Source organism: Allobosea sp. BE125, from assembly GCF_031456075.1.
In the GTDB taxonomy this organism is placed as follows: Bacteria; Pseudomonadota; Alphaproteobacteria; order Rhizobiales; family Beijerinckiaceae; genus Allobosea.
On sequence record NZ_JAVDTY010000001.1, the window covers coordinates 389,071 to 414,909 of the forward strand.

General features: G+C 65.8%; 22 protein-coding genes. 18 read left to right on the top strand and 4 right to left on the bottom strand.

Features of this window, described 5'->3' with window-relative positions:
* Positions 1 to 6: 6 nt before the first annotated feature.
* Positions 7 to 789: an MBL fold metallo-hydrolase gene (locus J2Y55_RS01785; RefSeq protein ID WP_310147037.1), complete on the top strand. Its 783-nt coding sequence runs from the start codon at positions 7 to 9 to the stop codon at positions 787 to 789.
* 268 nt (positions 790 to 1,057) lie between these two features.
* Here J2Y55_RS01785 and J2Y55_RS01790 read toward each other — a convergent pair whose 3' ends face one another.
* A complete protein-coding gene (locus J2Y55_RS01790) occupies positions 1,058 to 1,843 on the bottom strand; it encodes a DeoR/GlpR family DNA-binding transcription regulator (RefSeq protein ID WP_310147039.1) in 786 nt (261 codons plus the stop codon).
* A 299-nt stretch (positions 1,844 to 2,142) separates the two neighbouring features.
* On the opposite strand from J2Y55_RS01790, the gene J2Y55_RS01795 reads away from it, so the two are divergent.
* From J2Y55_RS01795 to J2Y55_RS01820, 6 genes are all read left to right on the top strand, one after another.
* Complete coding sequence (locus J2Y55_RS01795) at positions 2,143 to 3,048, top strand: PfkB family carbohydrate kinase (RefSeq protein ID WP_310147041.1); 906 nt, start codon at positions 2,143 to 2,145, stop codon at positions 3,046 to 3,048.
* A gap of 285 nt (positions 3,049 to 3,333) precedes the next feature.
* Positions 3,334 to 4,740 carry a class II fructose-bisphosphate aldolase gene (locus J2Y55_RS01800; protein ID WP_310147043.1) on the top strand — a complete coding sequence of 469 codons (1,407 nt, stop codon included), beginning with the start codon at positions 3,334 to 3,336 and terminating at the stop codon, positions 4,738 to 4,740.
* Positions 4,741 to 4,888: 148 nt separating this feature from the next.
* A complete protein-coding gene (locus J2Y55_RS01805; protein ID WP_310147045.1) occupies positions 4,889 to 6,127 on the top strand; it encodes an ABC transporter substrate-binding protein in 1,239 nt (412 codons plus the stop codon).
* A gap of 7 nt (positions 6,128 to 6,134) precedes the next feature.
* Positions 6,135 to 7,130 carry a carbohydrate ABC transporter permease gene (locus J2Y55_RS01810; protein ID WP_310147048.1) on the top strand — a complete coding sequence of 332 codons (996 nt, stop codon included), beginning with the start codon at positions 6,135 to 6,137 and terminating at the stop codon, positions 7,128 to 7,130.
* Between the two features lies 1 nt (position 7,131).
* Positions 7,132 to 8,019, top strand: a complete 888-nt coding sequence (locus J2Y55_RS01815) for a carbohydrate ABC transporter permease (protein ID WP_310147049.1) — start codon at positions 7,132 to 7,134, stop codon at positions 8,017 to 8,019.
* Between the two features lie 49 nt (positions 8,020 to 8,068).
* The gene (locus tag J2Y55_RS01820) at positions 8,069 to 8,833 is read left to right on the top strand and encodes an SDR family NAD(P)-dependent oxidoreductase (protein ID WP_310147051.1); all 765 of its coding nucleotides are present in this window, start codon (positions 8,069 to 8,071) and stop codon (positions 8,831 to 8,833) included.
* A 15-nt stretch (positions 8,834 to 8,848) separates the two neighbouring features.
* Here J2Y55_RS01820 and J2Y55_RS01825 read toward each other — a convergent pair whose 3' ends face one another.
* Positions 8,849 to 9,880, bottom strand: a complete 1,032-nt coding sequence (locus J2Y55_RS01825; RefSeq protein WP_310147052.1) for a DUF2891 domain-containing protein — start codon at positions 9,878 to 9,880, stop codon at positions 8,849 to 8,851.
* Between the two features lie 122 nt (positions 9,881 to 10,002).
* On the bottom strand, positions 10,003 to 10,725 hold the full coding sequence (locus J2Y55_RS01830) for a GntR family transcriptional regulator (RefSeq protein ID WP_310147055.1): 723 nt from the start codon (positions 10,723 to 10,725) through the stop codon (positions 10,003 to 10,005).
* Positions 10,726 to 10,827: 102 nt separating this feature from the next.
* Between J2Y55_RS01830 and J2Y55_RS01835 the strand changes: the two genes are divergently transcribed.
* From J2Y55_RS01835 to J2Y55_RS01885, 11 genes are read left to right on the top strand one after another with little or no spacing between them, the layout of a single operon-like run.
* On the top strand, positions 10,828 to 12,858 hold the full coding sequence (locus J2Y55_RS01835) for a hydantoinase/oxoprolinase family protein (protein WP_310147057.1): 2,031 nt from the start codon (positions 10,828 to 10,830) through the stop codon (positions 12,856 to 12,858).
* Entirely contained in the window at positions 12,855 to 14,594 is a 1,740-nt protein-coding gene (locus J2Y55_RS01840) for a hydantoinase B/oxoprolinase family protein (RefSeq protein ID WP_310147059.1), read from the top strand. The genes J2Y55_RS01835 and J2Y55_RS01840 overlap by 4 nt, the downstream gene beginning before the upstream one ends.
* A complete protein-coding gene (gene dapA / locus J2Y55_RS01845) occupies positions 14,591 to 15,520 on the top strand; it encodes a 4-hydroxy-tetrahydrodipicolinate synthase (protein ID WP_310147061.1) in 930 nt (309 codons plus the stop codon). Before J2Y55_RS01840 ends, dapA begins: the two co-directional genes overlap by 4 nt.
* A 41-nt stretch (positions 15,521 to 15,561) precedes the next feature.
* Entirely contained in the window at positions 15,562 to 16,635 is a 1,074-nt protein-coding gene (locus tag J2Y55_RS01850) for an ABC transporter substrate-binding protein (protein ID WP_310147063.1), read from the top strand.
* Positions 16,636 to 16,671: 36 nt separating this feature from the next.
* Positions 16,672 to 17,508, top strand: a complete 837-nt coding sequence (locus tag J2Y55_RS01855; protein WP_310147065.1) for an ABC transporter permease — start codon at positions 16,672 to 16,674, stop codon at positions 17,506 to 17,508.
* 4 nt (positions 17,509 to 17,512) lie between these two features.
* The gene (locus tag J2Y55_RS01860; RefSeq protein ID WP_310147067.1) at positions 17,513 to 18,328 is read left to right on the top strand and encodes an ABC transporter permease; all 816 of its coding nucleotides are present in this window, start codon (positions 17,513 to 17,515) and stop codon (positions 18,326 to 18,328) included.
* 37 nt (positions 18,329 to 18,365) lie between these two features.
* Positions 18,366 to 19,439 (top strand): hypothetical protein, encoded by a 1,074-nt coding sequence (locus tag J2Y55_RS01865; RefSeq protein WP_310147069.1) that lies wholly within the window; start codon positions 18,366 to 18,368, stop codon positions 19,437 to 19,439.
* Positions 19,440 to 19,449: 10 nt separating this feature from the next.
* Entirely contained in the window at positions 19,450 to 21,015 is a 1,566-nt protein-coding gene (locus J2Y55_RS01870) for an AMP-binding protein (protein ID WP_310147071.1), read from the top strand.
* A gap of 17 nt (positions 21,016 to 21,032) precedes the next feature.
* Positions 21,033 to 21,803: an SDR family NAD(P)-dependent oxidoreductase gene (locus J2Y55_RS01875; RefSeq protein WP_310147073.1), complete on the top strand. Its 771-nt coding sequence runs from the start codon at positions 21,033 to 21,035 to the stop codon at positions 21,801 to 21,803.
* 29 nt (positions 21,804 to 21,832) lie between these two features.
* Complete coding sequence (locus tag J2Y55_RS01880; protein WP_310147076.1) at positions 21,833 to 22,921, top strand: ABC transporter ATP-binding protein; 1,089 nt, start codon at positions 21,833 to 21,835, stop codon at positions 22,919 to 22,921.
* Between the two features lie 5 nt (positions 22,922 to 22,926).
* A complete protein-coding gene (locus J2Y55_RS01885; RefSeq protein ID WP_310147078.1) occupies positions 22,927 to 24,348 on the top strand; it encodes an FAD-binding oxidoreductase in 1,422 nt (473 codons plus the stop codon).
* Positions 24,349 to 24,405: 57 nt separating this feature from the next.
* Here J2Y55_RS01885 and J2Y55_RS01890 read toward each other — a convergent pair whose 3' ends face one another.
* The gene (locus J2Y55_RS01890; RefSeq protein ID WP_310147080.1) at positions 24,406 to 25,836 is read right to left on the bottom strand and encodes an MmgE/PrpD family protein; all 1,431 of its coding nucleotides are present in this window, start codon (positions 25,834 to 25,836) and stop codon (positions 24,406 to 24,408) included.
* Positions 25,837 to 25,839 lie beyond the last annotated feature (3 nt).

Sequence of the window (25,839 nt, forward strand, 5' to 3'; positions counted from 1 at the left end):
GATGGCATGACGATGTTCGAGACCCCATCGGAGCTGGCCGACGGGCCGTTGCGCATCCTGGTCTGCGGCTATCCCGGCAAATCGGTCTGCCATGGCGGCTTGGGCTGGAGTTCGGTCGTGCTTCTCAGGGCCGCCGGGCGCGTCGCATTGGTGGATGCGGGCAATTTCGGCATGCGCAAATTGCTGATCGAGCAGCTTGGCCGGCAGGGCCTGAAGCCGTCCGACGTCACCGACCTGCTGCTGACGCATTCCCACTACGACCATTCCGTGAACTGGACGCTGTTCCGGGGCGCCCGCATCGTGGTCGGGGCGGTCGAACTGGCCTGGGCGCTGGGCGAGCCCTGGGGCGAGACGCCGGTGCCTGAGCTCTATATGCGGACGCTCTCGGACTGGCCGACATGCGAGAGGGTTCAGGACGGGGCAGAGGTCTTCCCCGCAATGACGGCCCATATCGCGCCCGGCCATACACCGGGATGCCTGATCTATCATCTGCGCAGCCCGGAGAGGGACGTGATCTTCACCGGCGACGCCGCCAAGAACCGCGCCGAATTGATCTCGCGCGACACTGACATGACCTATGATCCGGCGGTGAGCAAAGCGACGATCGAGATGATCTGGTCGCGCTGGCGCGAGCGGCCCGGCACCGTGGTCGTGCCCGGCCACGACCTGCCGATGATCCTCGACGACGACAAGCCGCGCTATCTCGGCAAGCGCGCGGCCTCGATCCGGGCCTGGTTCGGCAAGGACATGGCGAGCCAGTCCGAGATCGATCTCACTGCGGGGGTGTAGAGGCTGACGGCGGAGGCGTTTCTCTTGCCGTGATGAGCGCGGGGAACCCTCTCCCGGAGGGAGAGGGCAGGGTGAGGGGTCGGCCGCTTGACGCTTTGGCGTGCCCTGACCGCTGCGTCGCTCAAAGGTCGCGCTCGACTGGTCCAGGGGCCGACACCTCACCCCTGCCCCTCTCCTTACAGGAGAGGGGTTCCCCGCGCCCTTTCCTTCATGCTCGGGCTTGTCCCGAGCATTCACGTCTTGGCCCGTGCGCTGCTCCACCAGCGCTTTAGCCGGTCACCACGAGTTCGCAGCCCGCGCGCCGGATCATCGCCGAAATCTGCTCATTCGGCTTGCGGTCGGTGATCAGGGTGCTGACCTCGCTGAGATGGGCGAGGCGGGATGTGGCGACGCGGCCGAACTTGGTGTGGTCGGCCAACAGCACCTTGCGCCGCGCATTGCGGAACATGGCTCGCGCCACCACCACCTCTTCGTCCCGATATTCCAGCAGGTTTCCCTCCATGTCGATGGCGCCGATGCTGGTGAGGTGGAGATCGCAGCGGTAGTTCTCGACGAACTCGACCGCCGGCGTCCCGCCCAGGGCCCGATTGTGGCGCATCCAGATGCCGCCGGTGACCTGGATCGAAATCCCGGGGCATTGCTCGAGGATCGCGGCGGCGGCGATGCTGTTGGTGACGACGCGCAAACCGCTCGGCGCCAGCTCCACGATCGCCTTGGCGAGCGCGTCCACGGTCGTACCCGGCGTCAGGAACAGCGAGCTTCCTGGCGTCACCAGCTTGGCCGCGACGCGGCCGATCGCGGCCTTGCCGTCGGCCGTCTCGACATGGCGCAAACCATAATCGGCATTGGCGGTGCTGACATTGGCGCTGGCGCCGCCGTGATGGCGCCTGAGCAGGCCTCGGTCGGCGAGGTCCTGAAGATCGCGGCGCAAGGTCTGCGGCGTGACGTTGAAGGCAGCAACCAGCTCCTCGATCGCGAGATAGCCGCGCCGACCGAGCGTATCGAGGATTTCGCGGTGGCGCTTGCTGAGCTGGTCCATTCCGAAGGTAGCCATATAGCCAGCCCTTCGATTGGCGCAATGCGCGTTTTCGAAAATTACCATTGCGAAAGAGAAGTGTTGGTGCATCATTGTTGGCCGCAAAGGCAAATGCCGATGCGACACGACAAGGCGGCCCGGCCGGAAGGCTAGGAGCCGCCGACAAGAAACGCCACGGGAAGAAACATGCCTGAAGATCGGTGCAAGCTGGCCGCTCCGGCGCCGGCCCGTATTGGCATACAGCGCAACGGCAGGCTGCCGCGCGTGGCGGCAATTGGCCCGGAAAGTGTCGCGGTCCGCTGCCAGCCGAGCCTGCCATGAAGCGCAGGATCGTCTGCGTCGGTAATCTCGTTCATGACGAGGTCTTCCAGGTCGACGCCTTGCCCTCGTCCGGCATCAAGACCGGCGTCCTTGACTACCAATCGCGCTTCGGCGGGCCGGCTGCGACCGCCGCCGTGGCGATCTGCAATCTTGGCGGCGTCGCCTCCTATTGGGGCCGGGTCGGCGCAGATGCGGCGGGCGAGGCGGCCATCAGCATCATGAGCGGGCATGGCGTCGATTGCGCCGGCGTGGCGATGATCCGGGACTGCCGCACCTTGCGCGCCATTGTGCTCGTCGATGGCCGTGGCGAGCGCAGCATCGTCTCGGATCGGCGCAGCCTGCCGCCCGATCCGGCCATATTGCCGGTCGATCCGCTCGATGACGTCGCCGTGGTGCTGGTCGACAGCCGCTGGCCGGCGGGCGCCGAAATCGTGCTCGACCGCGCGCGAGCGGCCGGCATCCCGACGGTCCTCGATGCCGATGGCGGCACGCCGGCGGATAATGAGCGCCTCGTCGCCAAGGCCGACCATGTCGTGTTCTCGAGCGAAGGCTTGCGGGATTTCGCCGGTGAAGGCGCCCCCGACGAATTGTTGCGCCGCTGCGCAAGCGAGCCCGGCAAGGTCTTTGCCGTGACGCGCGGTGCGGCCGGCAGCCTGTGGCTGCTGGATGGAGAGATCGTCTGCGTGCCGTCCTTCAAAGTCGTCGTCGCCGATACGACCGGATGCGGCGATGTCTTCCATGGCGCCTATGCGCTCGGGCTCGGCGAGGGCATGCCTCCTCTGGAGGCTGCCCGCTTCGCGACGGCCGCGGCGGCTTTGAAGGGCGAACGCGCGCGCGGCTGGAATGGCATGGCGGATCGGGCTGCGGTTGCTTGCCTCATGGCGGCCGAGGTGGCGGCATGATCGTCGAAAACGAAAACAATAGTTGCGATATCGAAATTGAAATGCATCATGGAGGCGCGAAAACAAAAGGAGCGTGATGTCGGGAGGTGACCAGCTCTATGCCGGCGATGAGCGCTGAATCGCGTGCCGAGGGCACGACAGAGCTGAGAGGGAAGGGCATTCGCCATTCCGGGCGTCGGTCAGGCTGAGCGAGAGGGCATCTGCTCTTGTTCGGCCAGGCGTCACTGCAACGGGGTTTCGCACCAGAATTTTCGATTTCGAAGATAATCCGAGAAGGTGTCACTCATGGGCTGCTCTTCGCTCGCCGAACTCGCCGACGATCTCAGGACCCTCAAGGTCGATCTGTCCGCCGCCTCGCCCGATTTCTCGAAAGCGCTGCGGCCGCCTGCGGCGATGATCGATCGCTGGGCGGAGACGGCGGCGCTGGCCGAGCCCGAGGCGCGCGCCTTTGCGGTCTGGGCGATACGGCAGGCGGCGCTGGCGGCAGGCATCGTGCCGGCTTCGGTGCAGGAGCTCTACCTCGCGCGTGCTGCGGGCAAGTGGGAGGGCAAGACCGTCCCGGCGATGAACCTTCGCGGCTGGACCTACCATACCTGCCGCGCCGTGTTTCGTGCCGCCCGGGAGATGGATGCCAAGCTGTTCATTTTCGAGCAGGCGGTGGGGGAGGCGATCTACGCCGCCCAGCCACCGGCGGAATATACCGCAGGCGTGCTGGCCGCGGCCCTGCGTGAGGGGCATCAGGGCCCGGTCTTCCTCCAGGCCGACCATGACCAGGTCAATGCCGGCGCCTATCTCCGGGATAGCGCGGCGGAGATCCGCAGGCTGGAAGGGGTCATGCGCGAGCAGGTCGCCGCCGGCTTCTACAGCATCGACATCGACGCCTCGACCGTCGTCGACCTTTCGCTGCCGACGGTGCGGGAGCAGCAGCGCCTGAACGCGGAGCTGACCGCGCATTTCACGCAATTCGTGCGCGGCATCGAACCCAAGGGCGTCACCATTTCGCTCGGCGCCGAAATCGGCGAGGTCGGCCACGAGAACACCACGCCCGAGGAACTGCATGAATTCATGGCGGTCTATCGCGAGGAGCTCGCGGCGCGGGGCAAGGCGCTTGCGCCCGTCAGCAAGATCAGCATCAACTCCGGCACCTATCACGGCGGCAAGATGCAGCCGGACGGCAAGCTCGCCGATGTCAACGTCGATTACGCGCTGCTGAAGACGATCTCGGATATCTGCCGCGCGGAATTCGGCATGGGCGGGGCCGTGCAGCATGGCGCCTCGACGCTGCCCGGCCACCAACTCGCGAAATTCCCGGGCACCGGCGCCATCGAGATCCATCTCGCGCTGGGCTTCACCAACCTCATCTTCGACCATCCGAAACTGCCGAAGGCGATTGCCGGGGAGATCCGGGATTACACTTTCGCCCATCACGCCAATGAACGGCAGCAGGGCGAGAACGACCTGCAATTCCTCTACAACACGCGCAAGAAGGCCTGGAAGGTGATGAAGGCGCGGTTCTGGGCCTTGCCGGAGCCCGTCGGCGAGGAGGTCATGGCGTCGCTGCAGGGCATGTTCCGCGACATGTTCACCTGGATGAATGTCGGCGACACCTCGCAACTCGTCCGCGACAACACCAGCCTGACCAAGATCGCGCCGCCCTTGCCCGACACGCTCGACAGGATCGCCGCGGAGTAAAAGGCAGAGCGATAGCGACGACGACAAGAGCGGCCGCAAAAAGCGAAGCCGCCAGCTTCAAAGAAAACACCGAGGAAACGACCAACAAAATACGAGGAGGACGCTTATGCACCTGCACCGTAGGTCATCATTGCTGGCGCTCGCGGCAATGACACTCGCTTCCCTGCTCACCTTGCCCACCTCGTCCCAGGCTCAGCAGAAGGAAGTCCGCTGGGGGCAGTGGAAGGGCACCGAGGTCGGCGAGAAATTCATGTCCGAACTCAAGGCCGCCTTCGAGAAGGACAATCCCGGCATCAAGCTCGTGCCGGTCGATGCACCCTTCACCGGCTTCCATGACCGGGCCATCGTCCAGCATCAGGCCAAGAAGCTGCCCGACGTGCTGATGGTCCAGGTCGATTGGGTGGCGGAATTCGCCGATCTCGGCATGATCGATGCGCTCGACGAGCGGATCGCGAAGGAGCCCAAGGAGTTCTGGGAGAACATCCCGAAGACCTTCCACCAGGCCTGGCGCGGCAAGCAGTTCTACCTGCCCGTCGAGAGCGGCGCCGTCGCGCTGTTCTGGAACACCGATCTGTTCAAGGCGGCCGGTCTTTCCGGCCCTCCCAAGACCTGGGACGAGTTTGCGGAGATGGCGCGCAAGCTCACCAATCCCGACAAGCGCCAGTTCGCCATCACCGGCACGCTCCAGGGCGAGCCGCCGACGAACATGACCTATGAGATCTATCCGCTCATGCTCCAGGCGGGTGCGAAGCTCATCGACGCGACCACGAACAAGGCCGTCTTCAACAGCCCCGAGGGCGTGGCCGCGATCGAGTGGTATGTCGAGCGCATCAACAAGGACAAGATCTCCGTCCCCGGCGTGCTCAGCAATGGCGAGAAGGAGAAGCGCGCCAATTTCGCCTCGGGCAATGTCGCGATGATGCTCGAGGGGCCCTGGGGCATCGCGATCCAGAAGCAGCTCAACCCCAAGCTGAACTATGAGATCGCGCCGCTGCCGGCCGGCAAGGCGGCTGGCACCATGGTCCGGGGTTCGCTCAACACGCTGTCGAGCCAGGCGCAGGACAAGGAGGCCGCCTGGGCCTTCATTCGCTGGATGTCGGGTCCCAGAGGCATCGAGATGTGGGCCAAGGGCACCGGCGCCTTCCCGGCCCGGACCGATGTCGCCAATCAGGACTGGTTCAAGGAGCGCAAGGAGTTCCAGGCCTTCGTCACCCAGATGGGCCGCTCCAATGCCGAGTCGCCATTCCTCGTCATGCCCAACGCCGTCCAGATGAACAAGATCATGACGACGGAGGTGCAGAACGTCGTGCAGGGCAAGAAGTCCGCCAAGCAGGCGCTCGATGACGCGGCGGCCGAGTGGACCAAGATCCTGGCCTCGGCCAAGTAGGTGCGAGGTGACAGTCCTGCACACGGGCGCGCCGCCGTCGCGCCTGGTCACAGCTCACAAATCGGCCGGCCTGTCCCGGACAGGCGGCCGGTCCCGCATCGGTTGGTGGACGATGCTCTCGCTCAGGCGGCGATATCGTGAGGAGATCCTGGCCTATTCGTTCCTGTGGCCGGCTTTGCTCATCCTGGTCGCGCTACTGATCTACCCGCTCGTCGACGTCATCCGATTGAGCTTCCACGACAGCAACCTGCAGCGCGAGACCTGGGTCGGCTTCGGGAACTACGCCGCCTTGCTGCAAGACCCGCTGTTCTGGCGGTCCTTCGGCCAGACCGTGATCTTCACGTTGTTCAGCGTGGTGTTCCACCTCGCCATCGGCCTGGCGCTGGCGCTCCTGCTCAACATGCAGATCAACGACAGCTTCCGCGCAATCGCGCGCGGATTGCTGATCGTGCCCTGGCTCTTGGCGCCAACGGTCGCCGGCATGATCTGGGTCTTGATGCTGGCGCCTTTCGGCGTCTTCAACGGGCTTCTCGTCTCGGTCGGCGTGATCGATGCCAACGCCTCGGTCTCCTGGCTCGGCGATCCCTCGACCGCGCTGGGCTCGGTCACGGCGATGAATGTCTGGCGCGCCTTCCCCTTCTTCATGGTGATGCTGCTGGCTGGCCTGCAAGCCGTGCCGAAACAGCTCTATGAGGCAGCCGAGATCGACGGTGCGTCTTTGCCGCGCCAGTTCTGGCACATCACGCTGCCGCAGCTGCGCGGGGTGATCACCACGATCGTCCTGCTCGACTCGATCTGGAGTTTCCGCGCCTTCGATCCGGTCTTCGTGATGACCGGCGGCGGCCCGGCGCATGCGTCGGAAGTGCTCGCCAGCGCGATCTATTTCGACGGCTTCCAGAAGCTGCGCTTCGGCTACGCCTCGGCGGAGGCCGTGGTGATGTTCGTCGTCCTTTTCACCGTCAGCGCCATCTATGTGCGCCGGACAATGAGCAATGTGAATTGACATGCGCACACGCACGGCAATGCTGCCACAAACGGTCTCGCCCTATCATCTCGGCCAGCGGAATCGCGAGCGGCTGCTTAACGCGCTCGCCTATGGGCTGCTGATCCTCGCCATCGTCGTGATCTTCTTCCCGCTGGCCTGGATGGTCACGGTGTCGGTGCGCCCCAACATCGAGGTGATGAAGATGCCGCCGGACTGGATCCCGCAGGTCTTCACCCTGGAGGGCTATGCGAAGATCTTCTCCAACAAGAAGTTCCTCGTCGTCTTCTTCAACACCATGGTGGTCTCGCTGATGGTGACCGGGCTGTCGCTCGTGCTCGGCGCCATGGCGGCCTATGCGCTCGCCCGCTTCAAGTTCATCGGCCAGCGCGCCGTGCTGATGTTCCTGATCACGACGCAGATGTTTCCGCTCGTGCTGCTCTGCATCCCCTATTTCCGGATCTTCATCACGCTGGGGCTGTACGACACGCGTACCTCATTGGTGATCGTCTATCTCACCTTCACGCTGCCCTTCTGCATCCTGATGCTGCGCAGCTACTTCCTCAACATTCCCCGCGACATCGAGGAGGCGGCCATGGTCGATGGCTGCTCGCGGCTGGGGGCGATCTTCCGCACGCTGATCCCGATGTCCTATCCGGCCTTCATCGGGGCTGGCCTCTACACCTTCCTGCTCGCCTGGAACGAGTTCCTCTTCGCGGTCGTGCTGATCGAATCCTGGGAACACCGGGTGCTGACCATGGCGATCTACAGCCTGATGGCCGAGTTCGTCACGGAGTGGAACACGATGATGGCGTTCTCGGTCCTGGCGAGCCTGCCGCTCGTCATCGCCTTCATCTTCCTGCAGCGTTTCATGGTGCAGGGCATGACCGCGGGCGCGCTGACCTCGTGACACTTGCGGTCCGCGCTACCCGCCATTTCCACCGATCGAGGAGCACAGCATGATCTCCGACCTGGAAGGCAAGGTCGTTCTCGTCACGGGCGCGAGCACGGGCATCGGCGCGGCGGCCGCCAAGGGCTTTGCCCGGCACGGCGCCAAGGTCGTCGTGCATTACAATGCCAGCCGCGACGCGGCGATGGCCGTGCTCGACGCGATCAAGCGCGAGGGCGGTGACGGCCTGGCCGTGCATGGCGATGTGACGAAGCAGGAGGACGTCAAAGCGCTGGCCGCCCGGACGATGGCGCATTTCGGCCGCATCGACGTTCTCATCAACAACGCCGGCGGCATGCTCGGCCGGGTCGTGACGACCGAAATGGACGATGAGCATTACGACAAGGTGATGCGCCTCAACTGCTGGTCCGTCTTCTCCATGACCCGCGAGATCGCGCCATTGATGCCCAGCGATGGCGGCAGCTCGATCATCAATGTGACCTCGATCGCCGCCCGCAATGGCGGCGGCGGAGGCGCCATTCTCTACGGCGCCTCGAAAGGCTTCGTCAGCGCCTTCACCAAGGGCATGGCCCGCGAGCTCGTGCCGTCCAGGATCCGCGTCAACGCCGTGGCGCCGGGTGTGATCGATACGCCCTTCCACGAACGCTATTCGAATGCCGAGCAGATCGAGGCGATGCGCCGAACGGTGCCGATGGGCCGCGTCGGCACATCGGATGATTGCGTCGGAGCCTTTCTCTTCCTGGCCTCGGGGGAGCTCAGCGGCTACGTCACCGGCCAGGTGCTGGAGGTCAATGGCGGCCAATTGATGCCGTAGCCTGCTTGCGCCGGCTCAAATGGCAGGCGCTTCGCCAGCCTCGAGTGCGAGCAAGGCGAAGGTCGCGAGCCAGTGCTCGCCCATATAGTCGCCGGCGATATGCGGCAGCCCGGCCGCGAGATGGCGTTGCGCCGCCTCCAGCGCCACCGGGCGGCGTGGGTCGTCGGCAGGCAAACTGGCCGCCAGCGAGCGCCAGCACCAGGCCCGGCTGAGATTGAGACCGTCGAGATGGGCGATCTTACCGTCGCTGCGGTCGCTGACGGAGGCAGGCTCGAACAGGGTCCGGGGCTGGTTGTTCTCTATGCGCGGCAGGAAACGCGCGAGCCAGGGCAGGAACGCCTCCGGCGGCAGCAGGCGGCGCATGCATTCGGCCTCGATCAGCGCCGAGGACTGGAAATCGTCGCCGCTCGGCTCGCCCCAGGCCGGGCAGTCGGTGTCCTCGCCATACCAGCGCAGGCCGGTCTCGCGCAGCAGCGCGGAGAGCGCGGTGTCCTGCGTCGCCTGCGCATAATCGGCCGCCATCCTCAGGCCGAAGGCGGTGTTGAAATGCGTGCCGACCCGGACCGGATAGGTCGCGAGCGGCAGGAAGTCGCGGAAGCGCTGGGCGAAAGCCTCGGCGAGCGGGGCGAGCCTGACGGGCCAGTCCTGGTGCGGCAGAGCGGAGAGCTCGGCTGCGAGCTTCAGCAGCCAGGCCCAGCCATAGGGGCGCTTGAAACCGCGCGCCGTCGGCTGGGCGAGATAGTCGCATTCGGCGGCGATCTTCTCCGCGGTGAACTGTGCGTCGAACAGCGCGGTGATCTCGATGGCCACAGGCGTGTCCGGAAAGCGTCGCAGCACCCGGGCGAGCAGCCAGTAGCTGTGGACGCAGGAGTGCCAGTCAAAGCTGCCGTAGAAGACGGGGTGGAGCTCGCGCGGCGTGCGCGCATCCTGCGGCCCGGCGAGGACATGGTCGGGCTTGTTGGGATATTCGCGCCCGACATGGCCAAGCGCGATCCGGGCGAAGCGTTCGGCGATCTCGGCGGTCAGCTCACGGGGTTCTGTCGGCATGTTGTGTCTCCTTGGCGAGGCTGGAGCGGTTTCCGATCCAATTGGATCGTTCAACAGCTCCAGCGCTTTGTTTTAACGCGTTTTCTTCCCGCGAACCGGTGTCCACTTCGCTCGAAAACGATCTAGGCCTCGGCAAGGTTGACCAGACTCGCTTCGCTGGGAGGGCCGAGGAGCTGGCGGGCGACGCGGTCGCGGAACAGGTCGGAGTGCCGCGAGGCGAGCGCGTCGGCGTCGTCGGGGTTGCGCTGCTCGATGGCGCGGAAGATCTCGCGATGGTCGGTGACGATCTGGGTGATGTGGGCCTGGAACTGATCGGCCGTGTTGTCGCCCATGTCGAAGCATTGGCGGGACAGGCGCATCGCCTCGAGCTGGATGTCGGAATAGGTCCGCTCCAGGAATGAGGAATCGGCCGCCTCCGCAATCTCCTTGTGGAAGCGGTAATTGGCCTCGTTCATGATCGCGTCGCCGCCGCTTGCGAGACTTTCCTCGAAGGCCAGCATTTCCGCGCGAATCCGTTCGAGCTGCGCCGGGGTCCGGCGGATCGCCGCCAGGCGATGCAGCGTGCGCGACAACAGCCTGTTGGCCTCGAAGAAGGGGCGTAGCTGGCTGACCTCGAAGGATGAAACGCGGATCTGGCGGCCGTCCCGGCGCAGCAGGCCTTCCGAGACGAGGCGGATCACCGCCTCGCGCACCGGCGTGCGCGAAATGCCGAGCTCGCCGACGATGCGCGCCTCGTCGAAGACCGCTCCAGGCACGAGTTCGAGCGACAGGATGCGCTGCCGCAGATCGTCATAGACGCGGTCGCCGTTGCGAACGGCCGTCTCGGAACCAACCGCCAAGCTCATCGCTGTCTCCTGCTTCTCACGCCCTGTCGAATAAACAGACACAGCTTGAATTGACAATGTGTCCAAGTTGGATAATTTCAATATCCAACTGGGGGAGCGGCAATGAGTTGGACGGTCGGCGTCGATGTCGGGGGCACTTTCACCGACTTCTATCTGCTGAACGCGTCGACCCTCGACGTCTTCGTTCACAAGCTGCCCTCGACGCCTGACGACCCCTCGCGTGCCATTCTGGCCGGGCTCGCTGCCTTGGGTGAGCGTTGTGGGCTCGCCGCCGAGGACGTGTCGCGTTTTGCCCATGGCACCACGGTCGCGACCAATGCGCTGATCGAGCGCAGCGGCGGCAAGGTCGCGATGGTCACGACGGCCGGTTTCCGCGACCTGATCGAGATCGGGCGGCAGGTCAGGCCGAAGATTTATGACCTCAAGGCGGATGCGCCGGCGCCCGTCGTGCCGCGGCAATTGCGCTTCGAGGTCCGTGAGCGGATCGGCTCGCGCGGCGAGGTCGTAACAGTGCTCGATGAGGCTGAGATCGAGGCGGTGGTGGATGCGGTTGCCGCCTCCGGTGCCGATTGCTGCGCCGTCTGCCTGCTGTTCTCGTTCCTGAACCCCGAGCATGAGCGCAGGATCGGCCGGGCGCTGCGGGCTCGGATGCCGGATCTGCACATTTCACTCTCCTGCGAGGTGCAGCCGGAGTTCCGTGAGTATGAGCGCTTCTCGACGACGGTGCTCAACGCCTATCTCCAACCCAAGGTGTCGCGCTACATGGCGCGGCTCGCAGAGGCGCTTGAAAGCCGGGCCGGCAACGCCACGATCGGCATCAGCCAATCCGCCGGCGGGCTGATGGCGATCGAGCGGGCCGGCGAATTGCCCATCCGCACCGCGCTCTCAGGTCCCGCCGCCGGCGTCGTCGGCGCGGTGGCGGTGGCGGCGCGTTCTGGCGAGGCGGATCTGATCACGCTCGATATCGGCGGGACGAGCACGGATGTCTGCCTGATCGAGAACGGCGCGGCCGCCATGACCTATGGCCGCGACATCGCCGAATTCCCGGTGCGCCTGCCCTCGATCGACATCAACACGGTCGGCGCCGGCGGCGGCTCGATCGCCCATGTCGGCCCTGACGGCCTGCTCAAGGTCGGGCCAGCCAGCGCAGGCGCGGTGCCGGGCCCCGCCTGCTATGGCCGCGGCGGCACGCTGCCGACGGTCTCAGATGCCAACACCTTGCTCGGGCGCTTGCCGCAGACGCTGGTCGGCGGTGGCATGACGCTCGACCAGGTGGCATCCGAGCGCGTCATCGCGCCGCTGGCCGAGACGCTGGGGCTTGGGCTGCAGGAGACAGCGCTCGGCATCGTGCGCATCTGCGTCTCGAACATGGTGCGCGCGATCCGGGCGATCTCGGTCGAAAGAGGTTATGATCCACGCAATTTCACGCTGATGCCGTTCGGCGGGGCAGGCGGCCTCCACGCGGCGGATGTGGCCGAGGAGCTCTCGATCCGCAGGATCCTGGTGCCGCTCTCGCCGGGCATTCTTTGCGCCGAGGGTGTCGCCATGTCGGATGTTCAGGAGAGCTTCGTCGCGACCAGCCGTGTCGGGCTCGATGGAGAGCTCTCCTCCGTGGCGGAGGCGGTCGGGCGATTGGACGTGCAGGCCCGGGCCTGGCATGCCGCGAGTGCTGCAGTCGGCCGCCTGTCTCTCTCCACCACGCTCGACATGCGCTATGTCGGCCAGAATTACGAACTCTCCGTGCCGCTCGACGAGAGCGATCGCCTGCCACCGGTCGCGCTGCTGCGCCAGCGCTTCCTCGCCGCGCATCAGGCGAAATACGGGCATTGCGATCCGGCTGCCGCCATCGAGATCGTGAATGTCCGGATGAAAGCGCGCCTCGCTGGGGAGGGCAGGGCGGCTCCTCGCCTGAAGACGGCCGGAACCGCGCTGGAGCGGGCGACGGTCAGCGCCTGGTTCGACCCCTCCGCCCCGGTCGAGGCGGTGGTCGTCCATCGCTCGACGCTCGAACCCGGCGCGCGCCTCGCCGGGCCGGCGATCATCACGCAGTTCGACTCGACCACGGTGGTGCCGCCGCGCTGGTCGGCCGAGGTCGATGAGGCCCGCAACATCATCATGGAGTTTAAGCCGTGACGGCCGCCAAGCTCGATCCGATCACCCTAGAGATCGTCTGGAACGGCCTGCGCTCGACCACGGATGAGTGCTTCCTGACGATCCAGCGCTCGGCCTTCTCGACAAATATCAAGGAGCGCCACGATCATTCCGTCGCGGTCCTCGACGCCTCCGGCCGGCTCGTCGTCCAGGCCGAGAACGCGCTGCCGATCCATCTTGCCTCGATGAGCGGGCTGGTCGCGATCCTGCAGGAGCGTTTCGCCGGGGATATCCATCCCGGCGACATCTTCGTTGGGAACGATCCCCATGTCGCCGGCGGCACGCATCTGCCCGACATCAACCTCGCCGCCCCGGTCTTTGTCGACGGCAAGCTTTTGGCGTTCGTCTGCAACATCGCCCACCACGCCGATGTCGGCGGAGCGGCGCGCGGTTCGATGTCCGGCGGCCTGACCGAGATCTACCAGGAAGGCTTGCGGATTCCGGTCGTGCGCCTCTATCGCGAAGGCGAGCCGGTTCGCGATATCCTCGACCTGCTGCTGCTCAACATGCGCCTGCCGACGGAGCGCAAGGGCGACCTGAACGCGCAGATCGCGGCCTGCCGGCTTGGCGTCGAGCGCATGGGCGACCTCTGTGGCCGCTATGGCGTCGCGCTCGTGCGTGGCACCTTCGACGAGATCATCGAACGCAGCCGCGGCCGGATGCGCGCCGCGATCGCGGCGCTGCCGGATGGCGACTGGTCGTGGTCGGACGTGATGGACGACGACGGCGTCGGCCAGTCCGACGTGCTGATCGCCCTGACCCTGCGCAAGCGCGGCGGCGATGCGCTGTTCGACTTCACCGGGTCCTCGCCGCAGGTCGCGGGCAATATCAACCTGACGCTGAACGCGGTGAGATCCTCGGTCTGCTACGCGCTGAAGGCGCTGCTCGATCCGTCGATGCCCAATAATGAGGGCGTGATCCAGGCCTTCGATATCGTCGCGTCGGCCGGCACCATCGTGAACTGCGTCGCGCCTGCCGCAGTCGCGCTGCGGGCCAATACCTGCCAGCGCGTCATCGATGTCGTGCTCGGCGCCTTGTCGGGCGTACTGCCGGAGCGCGCGATTGGCTGCGCCAATGGCGCCAACACCAGCATGGTTTTCTCCGGCGCCGACCCAGTGACGGGCCAGCCCTATGTCTATCTCGAAACCCTTGGCGGCGGCATGGGCGGCCGCAACGACCGCGACGGCAAGGACGGTGTGCAGGTCCACATCACGAACACCTCGAACCTCCCGGTCGAGGCGATCGAGATGGAGTATCCGCTGCGTGTCGAGGAATACGCGCTGGTGCCCGATTCCGGCGGCGCGGGAACCCATCGCGGCGGCCTCGGCCTCAGGCGCGTCGTTCGCCCTGTCGGGCATGTCTGCGAATTCTCCGGTGTTGGCGAGCGGTTCCGTCATGCGCCGCCGGGCGTCTTCGGCGGCGAACCTGGTCGTCCCGGCCGGTTCCGTTTGCATCGGGCGGATGGGTCGGAGGCGCCGCTTGCCAGCAAGCTCACCGGGATGAAGCTTGCGCCGGATGCGTCGGTCTCGGTCGAGACGCCGGGTGCGGGCGGCTATGGCCCGGCTTCGGAGCGCGCGGCGGCTGCGATCACCGAGGATACGGTCTCGGGCAAATGCTCGCCCGCCTTCGTCGCGCGGCATTATGGCACGCAACACCAGGAGCAGGACGGCGCGGCGACGGGGTCGCCGCAGTCCGCCGATATGGAGATCACATCATGAAGGCGGCGGCCAAGGCTTATCACGGCATCATCACGGCGACGCCGACGCCGCTCACCGCCTCCGGCGACGTCGATGGCGCGGCCGTGCACAAGCTCGCCGAGCATCTCGTCGCTGAGGGCGCCGATGGTCTCGCCCCGGTTGGCGGAACCGGCGAATATGTCTCGCTGACGCCCAGGCAGCGCCGCCAGATGCTCGACGCCACGCTCGAAGCGGTGGGTGGCCGCGTGCCGGTCATCCCGGGCGTGCTCTCGGCAGGCTATGGCGAGACGATCGCGACCTGCCGCGAATTCGCGGCCGCCGGCGCCAACGCGCTCCTCGTGGTGACGCCTTATTATGCGCGGCCGACCCAGGAGGGGATCGTCGACTACTTCAAGAAGCTGTCGGATGCGGTCGATACCGACCTCATGCTCTATGAAATCCCGTACCGGACGGGCATTGCGCTGAAACCGGAGACGGTCGATGCGCTGGCGCGGCAGACGCGCATCGTCGCGATGAAGGCCTGCAACCAGGATCTCGCAGTTCAACTCCGCGCCATGGAACTCGCCGGCGCCGAAATCTCGATCCTGACCGGCGAGGAGAACGTCTTTCCGCTGCATATCGCGATGGGCGCGCGCGGTGGTCTCCTGGCGACCTCCTGCCTGTTCCCGCGGATCTGGGCGCAGCTGTACCGGCTGGCGTCGAGCGGACGCGTGGATGAGGCCAAGACGCTCCATGCCGAGATCATGCCGACGATCAACACGCTCTATCGCGAGCATAATCCGGGGCCGATCAAGGCGGCGCTGACGATGTTCGGCTTTCCGTCCGGCGAGGTGCTGCCACCGCTCCTGCCGGTCAGCGACGAGACCCGCCGCCTGCTTGCGGAAGCCATTCCGGCAACGCTGGAGCGCGAGAGGGCCTTCGCAGCTTTGAAGTCTGACGCAGCCTGACGTTCGTCCTCGACGGCGAACGCAACAAAGAGGGGACTACCATGTCGGAATATGAAACCAAGTCTGGCCTGATCCGCCCGTCGCGCCGCCGCCTGCTGACCGGTGGCGCCGCTCTCGGCATCGCTGCACCCTTCGTGCTGCGGAACGGCCGCGCGCAGGCGCAGTCGAAGAACCTCGTCTTCGTCACCTGGGGCGGGACCTATCGCAGCTCGGTCGAGGAGGGGCTGATCAAGCCGTTCATGGCCGAGACGGGCATCAACGTCACGGTGATCGACACGCCCGACCTCGCCAAGGTGAAGGCGCAGGTTACGACCGGCAATGTCGAATGGGACGTCTTCGACGCCCCGGGCGCGATGGGCACCGGCGGCTCGAAGGAAGGCTATTGGGAGCCGCTCAGCCCCTCGCTGTTCGATGCGTCGGACCTGTCGGTCCCGGCGACGAAGGATCTCGTGCCGTTCTACACCTTCGCCGGCGGCATAGCCTATGATCCCAAGCGCCATGCCGAGGGCAAATATCCCAGGAACTTCGCCGAGTATTTCGACACCAAGACCTTTCCTGGCCGGCGTACCTTCCGCAACCGGCCGAGCGAGACGCTGGAGGCTGCGCTGCTGGCCGACGGCGTGCCGCCCTCCAAGCTGTATCCGCTCGATGTCGAGCGCGCTTTCAAGGCGCTCGACCGGATCAAGCCCAGCGTCGCCAAATGGGTCGATTCCACGCCGCAGACGATCACGCTGCTGCAGACCAACGAGGTCGATTTCAGCTACTCCTACGCCTCGCGCGTCAAGACGACCGGCGCGACCGGGGCGGGAATGGCCTTCTCCTTTGCGCAGACGCTGAACGGGCTGGAATACCTCGCCGTCCTGAAGAACGCGCCGAACAAGGAGAACGCCATGAAGTTCGTCTCCTATGCGCTGCAGCCGGCGCGGCAGGCGGCCACCATGGAGCTCCTGGGCAACACGCCGGTCAGCAAGAAGGCGCTGCCGATGCTGTCGGCCGAGACGCGCAAATGGCTGCCGAACATGGAGTCGGAGCAGAACCTGATCATGGACGAAATGTGGTGGTCGGCCAATTTCGACAAGCTCAGCCGCCGCTTCAAGGAGTGGGTGCTCAGCTGAGCCCCCGATATCGTACAACGTGACCGGACCCCAAACATGACTGGTGCGGAGAGTTCGCGGGCCGCTGCCGCTTTCGTCTCGCCGGCGGCCATCGTGTCGCTGGCGATCGCGGCGGTGCCGCTGCTGTTCATTCTCTACACCAGCCTCGGTGGCGCCGCGCTGTCGCTCGAGGCCTTCGAGAACCTGTTGACGAGCACCCTGTTCAAGCGCTCGCTCTACACGACGCTGGAGATCAGCGTCTCGGCCTCTCTGATCAGCCTTCTCCTCGGCTATGTCGTGGCGCTGCATCTGGCGCGCCAGCCGCCGCGCCGGCGTGCCGTCTACATGGTGCTGGTGCTGCTGCCGTTCTGGACCAGCATCCTGGTCAAGAGCTACGCCTTCACCGTGATCCTCGGCCGCGAGGGCGTAATCAATCTGGTCTTGAGCTGGGTTTTCGGCACGCAGGTCGCGCTGCCGATGATCCTCAACCGCTTCGGCGTCATGGTCGGCATGACCAACTACCTGACGCCCTTCATCGTCTTCCCCGTGCTGGCGAGCCTTCTCGCGATCGACCCGGCGCTGTACCGCGCCGCCGACATCATGAGCGCGCGGCCAATGCGGATCTTCTTCACCATCACCCTGCCGCTCAGCCTGCCCGGCATCGTGGCGGGCGTCTCCAGCGTCATGGTGATGTCGCTCGGCTTCTTCGTCATCCCGGCGCTGCTCGGCGGGCGCCAGGACGTGATGCTCGCCAATCTGGTCGATTTCTACACGCGCGAGACGCTCGACTGGAACATGGCGGCGGCGATCGGCGTGCTGCTGCTGGCGATGGTCGTCCTGCTCTCCGCCCCGGCCCTGTGGATGCGCCGCAACCAGCTTGCCGGGAAGGCCTGAGGCGATGTCCAACGCATTCGACCTGAAGGATCCGCTCAAGCGCCGCTACCGCCGGTTCGGGACGCTGCTCGCCTGCCTGGTCTATGCCTTCATGCTGGTGCCGAGCCTGATCGTGATCCCGGTCTCGTTTGGGACGCAGCACGAGGTGCGCTTTCCCCCGCGGGAGTTCTCATTCGAACTCTACCAGATCTTCTTCTCCTCGGCGGCCTGGACAGGTCCGTTGCTGCAGAGCCTGAAGATCGCCTGCCTCACCACGATCCTGGCGCTGGCGACGGCCGTGCCCGCTGCCTATGGCATCGTCCGCCACGACTTCCCCGGCAAGAAGGCGATCACGCTCTTGCTGATGAGCCCGCTCGTCATCCCCGCCATCGTCATGGCGCTCGGGCTCTATCTCTATTTCTCCTATATCCGCCTGACCGGATCGACGCTCGCGCTGGTGCTCGGCCACACCATCTATGTGACGCCCTTCGTCATCGTCATGGTCGCGGCCGGCGTCCAGAAGCTCGATTCCAACCTCGAATTCGGTGCGACGCTGATGGGCGCCGGCCGCTACCGCATGTTCGCGACGGTAGTGCTGCCGCAGCTCATGCCCTCGATCCTGGCCGGCGGGCTCTTCGCCTTCCTGATCTCCTTCGACGAGGTGGTGATCTCCTGGTTCCTCGTCTCGGCCACGACCACGACGCTGCCGGTGAAGATGTATTCCAGCATCCAGTGGGAGATCTCGCCGGTCATCGCAGCGGTCTCGACGATGCTGACCGTGCTCTCCTTTGTCATCTGCATGCTGACCGCGGCTCTGCAGCGCTCGGGCAGGGGACAGTGACGGCCCAGCGCCCCAATCTCGCAAGGATCGACAGGCCATGAACACGATTGCCTATGGCGAAGAGGACATCGCGACGCTGCGCGCCAGGATCGCGCTCGCCAACAAATTCGCCTGGATCGTGGTCTCGGGGCTGACGGCGATCTGCTACCGCGAGCGCGGTGAGAAGGCTCTGAACGAGATCTGGTCGGCGCTGCTATCCTCTGAGCAGAAGGTTCGCTTCCAGGCGGCGCTGGTCAAGCTCGGCATCCAGAACGACCCTCCGGCGCTCGCCGCGGCCAAGTACCACTATTTCAGCAACTCGATCGGCGGGCTGAACATGCAGCTGATCGAGGAGACGCCGAAGAAGGTCTGGATCCGCTATCTCTCGCCCTGGGGCACCTATCCCGGCATCGCGGCGCTGACGGTGCCGACCTCGGTGCGCCGGACCATCCTCTCGACCTGGCATCCCCGCAATGGCGGGCTCCTGGGCTGCCCGCGGCTTGGCTGGGTGGCGACCAAGTTCGTCGCTGAAGGGCATCCCTATGATGAGGGCTATTTCCAGGAATACGACCACGACCTTGCCCCGGAAGAGCGTTTCCGCGTCGAGCATGTCGAACGGTCGCCGGAGTTCGATCCGGACAAGGCGCCCAGGCTCGACCCGGCGATCTGGCCGGAGGCGCGCTGGCTCAAGGGCAGCTACAGCTACGGCGTCGACTATGTGCAGCACACGATCGAGATCATGCACCGGCTCTTCGGCGCGCCGGCCGCGCGCGATCTGGTCGCAACCGGGATGAGACTACTGGCCGTGCAGTTCGGCCCCGACCTTGCCAAGGCGAGCGGCGAGGAGGGCGCTTCGCCTGCCGCGATCGCCGCCAGCTTCGCCGCGATCCTGCGCGCCTTCCGCAACAAATGCAGCCTCGACGCGGCGCAGGCCGACCGGATCGTACTGCGCATCCGTGGCTTCCAGCCTTTCGCGCATGCGGCCGATGACGGCCTTCGCGAGGCGGTTTTCGCGCTCTTCGCGATGATGACGCGCCTGCGCAACGGGCATGTCGCGATCACCAGACACTTCGACGCCGGCAGCCAGACCGAGACCTGGACGCTGTCGGACGAGAAGCGCTGGCTCTGGTGAGGCGGTGGTGATGCGCAAGCAGACAGCCTGGTTCTCCGAGGCCGAGACGGTGCCGCTCCTGCTCGAGCGCTGCGCCGAGACGCGGCCGGAGCATGTCTTCTGCCGGCAAGGCGATGATGTCGTGACCTGCGCCGGGCTCAACGCCCGCGTCAACCATGCGGCGCATGGTCTTGCCGCTCTCGGCGTGGTCAAGGGCGCGCATATCGCGGTGATGCTCGGGCATCATCTCGACCACATCACGATCGTCTTCGCCCTGATGAAGCTCGGCGCGGTGCAGGTTCCGATCAACGTCAACCTCAAGGGCCCCGGCCTAGCCTACATCGTCGATCACGCCGCGCCGGTGCTGATAATCGCGGATGCCGAATACGCGGGGAGCCTCGACCCCATCCTGGCGGAGCGGCCTGCCATCGCCCAGCTTTGGCGCGGGCGCGCGGGCGTTGGCACGCAGCTCGCCGATGTCCTGTCCGGTCTCGACGCGAGCAATCCAGGCACCGACCTGCGCGACAACGACTTGCGCACCATCCTCTACACCTCCGGCACGACGGGCCCCGCCAAGGGCGTCGAGATGACGGACCGGATGCTGCGCGCGTCGGCGCTCGGCTCGATCTGGATCGGTGATATCCGCCCCGGCAGCGTGCTGCACTTCTGGGACCCGATCTACCACGTCTTCGGCAGCGAGGTGCTGGTGCTGTCGCTGATGGTGCCGGTCACGCTTGCGCTGGTGCCGCGCTTCAGCGCCTCGCGTTTCTGGGGCGAGGTGCGCGAATACGGTGCGACCCATGTGCACTTCGTCGGCGGCGTGCTCCAGCTCCTGCTGAAGCAGCCGCCATCGCCGGATGACCGCAGTCACGGAGCCATGATCGCCTGGGGTGGCGGCTGCCCGGTCGGCATCTGGCGGGAGTTCGAAGAGCGCTTCGGGATGCAGATCCGCGAGGGCTACGGCATGACCGAGACCTCGAGCTTCAGCACCATCAACACCGCGGGCAAGCTGGGCTCGATCGGCAAGGCGGTCGATTATTTCGAGGTCGAGATCGTCGACGACAGCGGCGCCGTGACGAAGCCGCGCGAGGTCGGGGAGATCAAGGTCGCCCAGAACGAGCCCGGCGTGATGGTCGCCCGCTATCACAAGGACCCGGAGACGACCGCAACAACAATCCGCGACGGTTGGCTCTATACCGGCGATCTCGCTTATCGCGACGAGGACGGCTTCATTTTCTTCCTCGGACGCAAGAAGGACAGCCTGCGTCGCCGTGGCGAGAACATCTCGGCCTGGGAGGTCGAGCGGGTGATCAACGATCACCCCGCCGTCGAGGAGAGCGCCCTGATCGGCGTGACCAACGAACTCGCCGACGAGGACCTCAAGCTCTTCGTCAAGCTCAAGCCGGATCAGCAGCTCGGCGCTGCCGATCTCCTGCTCTGGTGCCAGCCGCGGCTCGCCAGCTTCCAGATCCCCCGTTTCGTCGCCTTCGTCGACGAATTCCTGAAGACGCCGACCCAGCGCATCCAGAAGCAGTTCCTCTCGAAAGCCGTCGACGATGGCTGCTTCGACCGCGAACGGGCGACGGCGAACCTTTGAGGCCATCCGAGACCACCATGCAGCTTGAGAACAAGACAGCCATCGTCACCGGCGCCGCGCAGGGCATAGGCGCCGCGATCGCACGCGAATTCATCGCGCAGGGCGCCAATGTCGTGATCGCCGATGTTCAGGACGAACGCGGAGCCGGGCTTGCCCGCGAGCTCGGCAACCGCTGTCGCTACAGCCATTGCGACGTCGGCTCGGCCGAGGACGTGGCCCGATTGATCGAGACGACCTGCGACTGGTTCGGCGGCCTCGACATCGCCGTCAGCAATGCCGGCATCAACCAGAACGCCGAGATCCTCGAGATCACGGAGGCGGATTTCGACCGCGTCCTGCGTGTCAACCTGAAGGGCGGCTTCCTGATCGGCCAGGCGAGCGCGCGCAAGATGGTCGCGCAAGGCCGCCGGGGCGTCATCATCAATATGAGCTCGATCAACGCCGTGGTCTGCAGCCCCCATATCGTGCCCTATGCGGTGAGCAAGGGCGGGCTGAACCAGCTCACGGCCGTGATGGCGCTCGGCCTCGCCAAGCACGGCATCCGCGTCAACGGCATCGGGCCGGGCAGCATCGAGACCGAATTGCTCGCCCAGATCGTCAACACCAACCCCGATGCGCTGAGCAACATCCTGGCTCGCACCCCGATGGGGCGTCTCGGGCAGCCGGAAGAGATCGCGAAGGTCGCCGTCTTCCTCGCGAGCGATGCGTCGAGCTACATGACGGGCCAGACCATCTATGCCGATGGCGGGAGATTGCCGCTCGCCTATACCGTCCCGGTGCCGGCATGAGCGTGATCGAGGTTATGGAGGCGCCTGTCATGACCATCAGCGCAACGCCTCCGCCGGAGGCCGAGATCATTAGGCTCGAAGGTCTCAGCAAGGCCTATGGCGATTTCACCGCCCTGCACAGGACGGAGATATCGGTTCGCCGGGGCGAGTTCCTGACGCTGCTCGGGCCCAGCGGCTCGGGCAAGAGCACCATCCTGAACCTGATCTCCGGGGCCGTGGCGGCGAGTTCCGGCCGCATCCTGCTCGACGGCCGGGACGTGACCGAGCAGCCGGCACGTGAGCGCGGCATCGGCATGGTGTTCCAGAACTATGCGCTGATGCCGCATATGAGCGTCTTCGACAATGTCGCCTATCCCTTGAAGATCCGCGGACTGCCCAAAAGCGAGATCGCGAGCAAGGTGCGCGACGTGCTGGCCCGCGTCGGCCTGACCGGCTTCGAGGCGCGCAAGCCGCGCCAGCTATCCGGTGGGCAGCAGCAGCGCGTCGGCATCGCGCGCTGCATCGTCTACTCGCCCAAGATCATCCTGATGGATGAGCCTCTCGGCGCGCTCGACAAGAACATGCGCGACCAGATGCAGGAGGAGATCAAGCGCCTCCACACCGAACTCGGCACCACGATCATCTATGTCACGCATGATCAGGAAGAGGCGCTGAACCTGTCGGACACGGTGTGCCTGATGGAAGGTGGCCGTGTCTCCCAGATCGGCACGCCGGAGCAGCTCTATTTCGAACCGGCCAACCTCTTCGCGGCCCAGTTCATCGGCGAGTCCAACCTCTTCGATGTCATGCCTGTCGGAGCCGGGCTGCTGCGGGCTGCAGACGGTACGACGTTTCGGCCGGCGGCCACGTCGAAGTCCGGGGCCAAGGTTCTCGTCCGGCCGGAGAAGCTCAGGATCGTGGCGCAGGAGCGGGCGCCGCCCGATGGCGTCAACATGCTCTCGGGCGCGGTCGATCATGTCTCCTTCGTCGGCGGCATGACACGCCTGACGATCCGCGCCGCGAACGGGGCGAGCTTTGTCGCGAAGAACATCTCCGAACGCGCCGCGCTGCGCGTCAAGGCGGGCGACCGGCTGCATGTCGCCTGGGATGATGGCGACGTCATTGTGCTGAACGGGTGAACGGGATGTCCGAGAGCTTTCTGGCCGCGCTCGAGGCCGTTCCGGACACGCTTGTCCTGGATGAACCGGTTGCGATGCAGCCGCATCTGATCGACTGGCGCAAACGCCATGAAGGGCAAGCCCTTGCCGTCGCGCTGCCGGGGTCGACGGAGGCCGTCGCCGCGATCGTCAGCCTCTGCGGCCATCATCGGATTCCGATCTATCCGCAAGGCGGCAACACCAGCGTCTGCGGTGGCTCGGTGCCGGACGCCTCTGGAGGTGGCATCGTCGTCAATCTGCGCCGGATGAACCGCATCCTGTCCGTCGACCCGCAGGACAATGCGATGCTGGTGCAGGCCGGCTGCGTGCTGGCGAATGTGCAGGAGGCGGCGCAGAAGGTGGAGCGGCTGTTCCCGATGAGCCTCGGCGCCGAGGGTTCGTGCCAGATCGGCGGCAATATCGCGACCAATGCCGGCGGCACGGCGGTCCTCCGCTACGGCAATATGCGCGACCTCGTCCTCGGCATCGAGGCGGTCCTGCCGGACGGGGCGATCTGGAACGGGTTGCGCACGCTGCGCAAGAACAACAGCGGCTACGATCTCAAGAACCTCTTCATCGGTTCGGAAGGCACGCTCGGCATCATCACCGCGGCAGCGCTGAAGCTTTTCCCGCTGCCGCGCCACAGCGTCACCGCCCTGATCGCAGTGGGCTCGATCGAGACGGCGGCGGCGCTGGCGCAGGCGCTGCAGACCGAGTTTCCCGGCGCCGTCTCCGCGGTCGAACTGATGTCCGAGAGCGAACTCGCACTGGTCGTGCGGCATATCCCGGGCACGGCCCACCCCTTGGCGAGCGAGGCGCCCTGGTATGTGCTCGTCGAGATCGCGGGGGCGGAGAGCGAGGCGGTTGTCTCGGAGCGCCTCACCGCGCTTCTGGAAGAGCCCATGGACGCCGGCTCCGTGACGGATGCGACCATCGCGACAAGCGAGCGCCAGCGCCAGCAGCTCTGGCATCTGCGCCACAATGTCACCGAGGCCAATGTCAGGGAAGGCATGGGCCTGACCCACGACATCGCCGTGCCGCCCGCGCGCATTCCACAGTTCGTGCATCGGGCGGAAGTTGCGCTTGCCTCTGCGTTTCCGCAGGCGGTGCCGGTCGTTGTCGGCCATCTCGGCGACGGCAATCTGCATTACATCGCGATGTTCAGTCATGCCGATTGGGGCGCGATGGCAGACAAGCCGGGCGCGACCCGGGCGGTCGGGCATCTGCTCTACGACATCGCCGCCGATCTCGGCGGCACCTTCAGCGCGGAGCATGGCATCGGCTCGATCCATCTCGGCGAGATGGCGCGCTACAAGCCGCCGGTCGAGCTTTTGCTGATGCAGCGCATCAAGGGTCTTCTCGACCCGGATGGCCTGATGAATCCAGGCCGGGTTCTACCCCGCCAATGACTGTCTGAGCGTGGGTAATGAGCGCGCCGCGGCCGGACAGATCCTGTGCGGAACGCGTCAGGCGGCCGAATAGACGGGCTGCGCGGCCCCGGTCATCAGGGCCATCAGGCGTGCCAGATCGGCACCGGTATCGAAGCTTCGGGCCAGCGCCAGGATCTCGTCCTGCGCCGCGCTGTCGAGCACGCCCTCGGCGCACATGCGGAACTTGCCGTCGAGATCGGCGTCGCTGATCGGATTCAGCGGGCCGCCGCGATAGCGCTCGTCGGCCCATTGCACCAGGGTGCGTCCGTCCTTTGTCTCGACCTCGATGCGTGAGCGGATGAGGTCGTAGCCCCTGGCGTCGATCTCGGGATCGTTGATCACATCGGTGCGGGCCTGCAGGTCCTGCATCGCCTCTCCGGCCACGAAGGCATCCTCGAATTCGTGATGGCTGGCGCGCCGGCAGAGCACGATCATCGCCAGCAGCGCCGGCATCGAGAATTTGGCCTGGAGATGGTTCCGGGCGATCGGGTAGCGGATCGGCTCGATGATGTTCTTGCCGGCGAAGAAGCGCAGGCGCTCGACCTGCTCCGGTTTCAGGTCATGATCGAGGACGAGCTTCAGCATCGCATCCATGGATTGATGCGTCAGGATGCCGGAGGGATAGGGCTTGATCGATATCCCGGGGGTCTCGATCGTGAGCCGCTGACCAAAGCCTTCTTTGGCCTTCTCCGCATCGAAGCCTTCCCCCATGACCGAGAAAAAGCCCCAGGGCCCGTCCAGCGCCGCGGGGTCGGCGTCGAAGCCCCGTGCGGCGAGGAGGGCTGCGGTGACGCCGTTCTCGCAGGCGCGCCCGACATGCAGCGGCTTGGTCATCGTGCCGAAATTGCAGCGAATGCCGGCGGCGAAGCTCGCTGCCATTCCCAGCGCATGGGCGAGCCGGTCTCCCGAGAGGCCCAGGAGATGGGCGGCGGCGACACAGGCGCCGAAGGTCCCGACCGTGCCGCTGGTATGATGGCCACGCCGGTAGTGCCGTGGCGTCATCCATTCCGAGATCTTGCACTCGACCTCAAAGCCGAGCTGGAAGGCGAGCATCACCGTCTTGCCGTCGCGGATGCCGAGCCGCTCCGCCATGACGAGAGCCGCCGTCAGCGGGGGAATGGTTGGATGCGTGAGCAGCCCGTAGATATGGGCGGGATCGTGCGAGACCTGGGTGTCGTCCCAGTCATGCGCATGGCCGGCGGTGCCCCAGATCCGGGCTGCGAGCGCGGCCGGCACGCGCCGCGCGCCGGTTGCCGGCAATGGCGCATCGGCCCGCCCGCCCTGTTCGAGGGCGTCAGCGATGAGGATCTCGAGCGAATGCTCGCGACTGCCCGCGAGATAGAGGCCGAGCGCATCGACGATGCAGCGTCGTCCTATCCGTAAAGCCTCAGGCGAGAGGTCGGCATAGCCGGTGGTTTCGACGAAGTGGAGAGCTTGGCGGGTGATGTCGCTGGCGGCTGCGCTCACGGA

Bases quoted from the DNA above. Each gene is read 5' to 3' on its own strand.
- J2Y55_RS01825 (WP_310147052.1), bottom strand. From the start codon at position 9,880: ATGCCGACAGAACCCCGTGAGCTGACCGCCGAGATCGCCGAACGCTTC.
- J2Y55_RS01820 (WP_310147051.1), top strand. From the start codon at position 8,069: ATGATCTCCGACCTGGAAGGCAAGGTCGTTCTCGTCACGGGCGCGAGC.
- J2Y55_RS01870 (WP_310147071.1), top strand. From the start codon at position 19,450: ATGCGCAAGCAGACAGCCTGGTTCTCCGAGGCCGAGACGGTGCCGCTC.
- J2Y55_RS01835 (WP_310147057.1), top strand. From the start codon at position 10,828: ATGAGTTGGACGGTCGGCGTCGATGTCGGGGGCACTTTCACCGACTTC.
- J2Y55_RS01790 (WP_310147039.1), bottom strand. From the start codon at position 1,843: ATGGCTACCTTCGGAATGGACCAGCTCAGCAAGCGCCACCGCGAAATC.
- J2Y55_RS01855 (WP_310147065.1), top strand. From the start codon at position 16,672: ATGACTGGTGCGGAGAGTTCGCGGGCCGCTGCCGCTTTCGTCTCGCCG.
- J2Y55_RS01865 (WP_310147069.1), top strand. From the start codon at position 18,366: ATGAACACGATTGCCTATGGCGAAGAGGACATCGCGACGCTGCGCGCC.
- J2Y55_RS01875 (WP_310147073.1), top strand. From the start codon at position 21,033: ATGCAGCTTGAGAACAAGACAGCCATCGTCACCGGCGCCGCGCAGGGC.
- J2Y55_RS01860 (WP_310147067.1), top strand. From the start codon at position 17,513: ATGTCCAACGCATTCGACCTGAAGGATCCGCTCAAGCGCCGCTACCGC.
- J2Y55_RS01785 (WP_310147037.1), top strand. From the start codon at position 7: ATGACGATGTTCGAGACCCCATCGGAGCTGGCCGACGGGCCGTTGCGC.
- J2Y55_RS01805 (WP_310147045.1), top strand. From the start codon at position 4,889: ATGACACTCGCTTCCCTGCTCACCTTGCCCACCTCGTCCCAGGCTCAG.
- J2Y55_RS01850 (WP_310147063.1), top strand. From the start codon at position 15,562: ATGTCGGAATATGAAACCAAGTCTGGCCTGATCCGCCCGTCGCGCCGC.
- dapA (WP_310147061.1), top strand. From the start codon at position 14,591: ATGAAGGCGGCGGCCAAGGCTTATCACGGCATCATCACGGCGACGCCG.
- J2Y55_RS01815 (WP_310147049.1), top strand. From the start codon at position 7,132: ATGCGCACACGCACGGCAATGCTGCCACAAACGGTCTCGCCCTATCAT.
- J2Y55_RS01800 (WP_310147043.1), top strand. From the start codon at position 3,334: ATGGGCTGCTCTTCGCTCGCCGAACTCGCCGACGATCTCAGGACCCTC.
- J2Y55_RS01880 (WP_310147076.1), top strand. From the start codon at position 21,833: ATGACCATCAGCGCAACGCCTCCGCCGGAGGCCGAGATCATTAGGCTC.
- J2Y55_RS01795 (WP_310147041.1), top strand. From the start codon at position 2,143: ATGAAGCGCAGGATCGTCTGCGTCGGTAATCTCGTTCATGACGAGGTC.
- J2Y55_RS01830 (WP_310147055.1), bottom strand. From the start codon at position 10,725: ATGAGCTTGGCGGTTGGTTCCGAGACGGCCGTTCGCAACGGCGACCGC.
- J2Y55_RS01885 (WP_310147078.1), top strand. From the start codon at position 22,927: ATGTCCGAGAGCTTTCTGGCCGCGCTCGAGGCCGTTCCGGACACGCTT.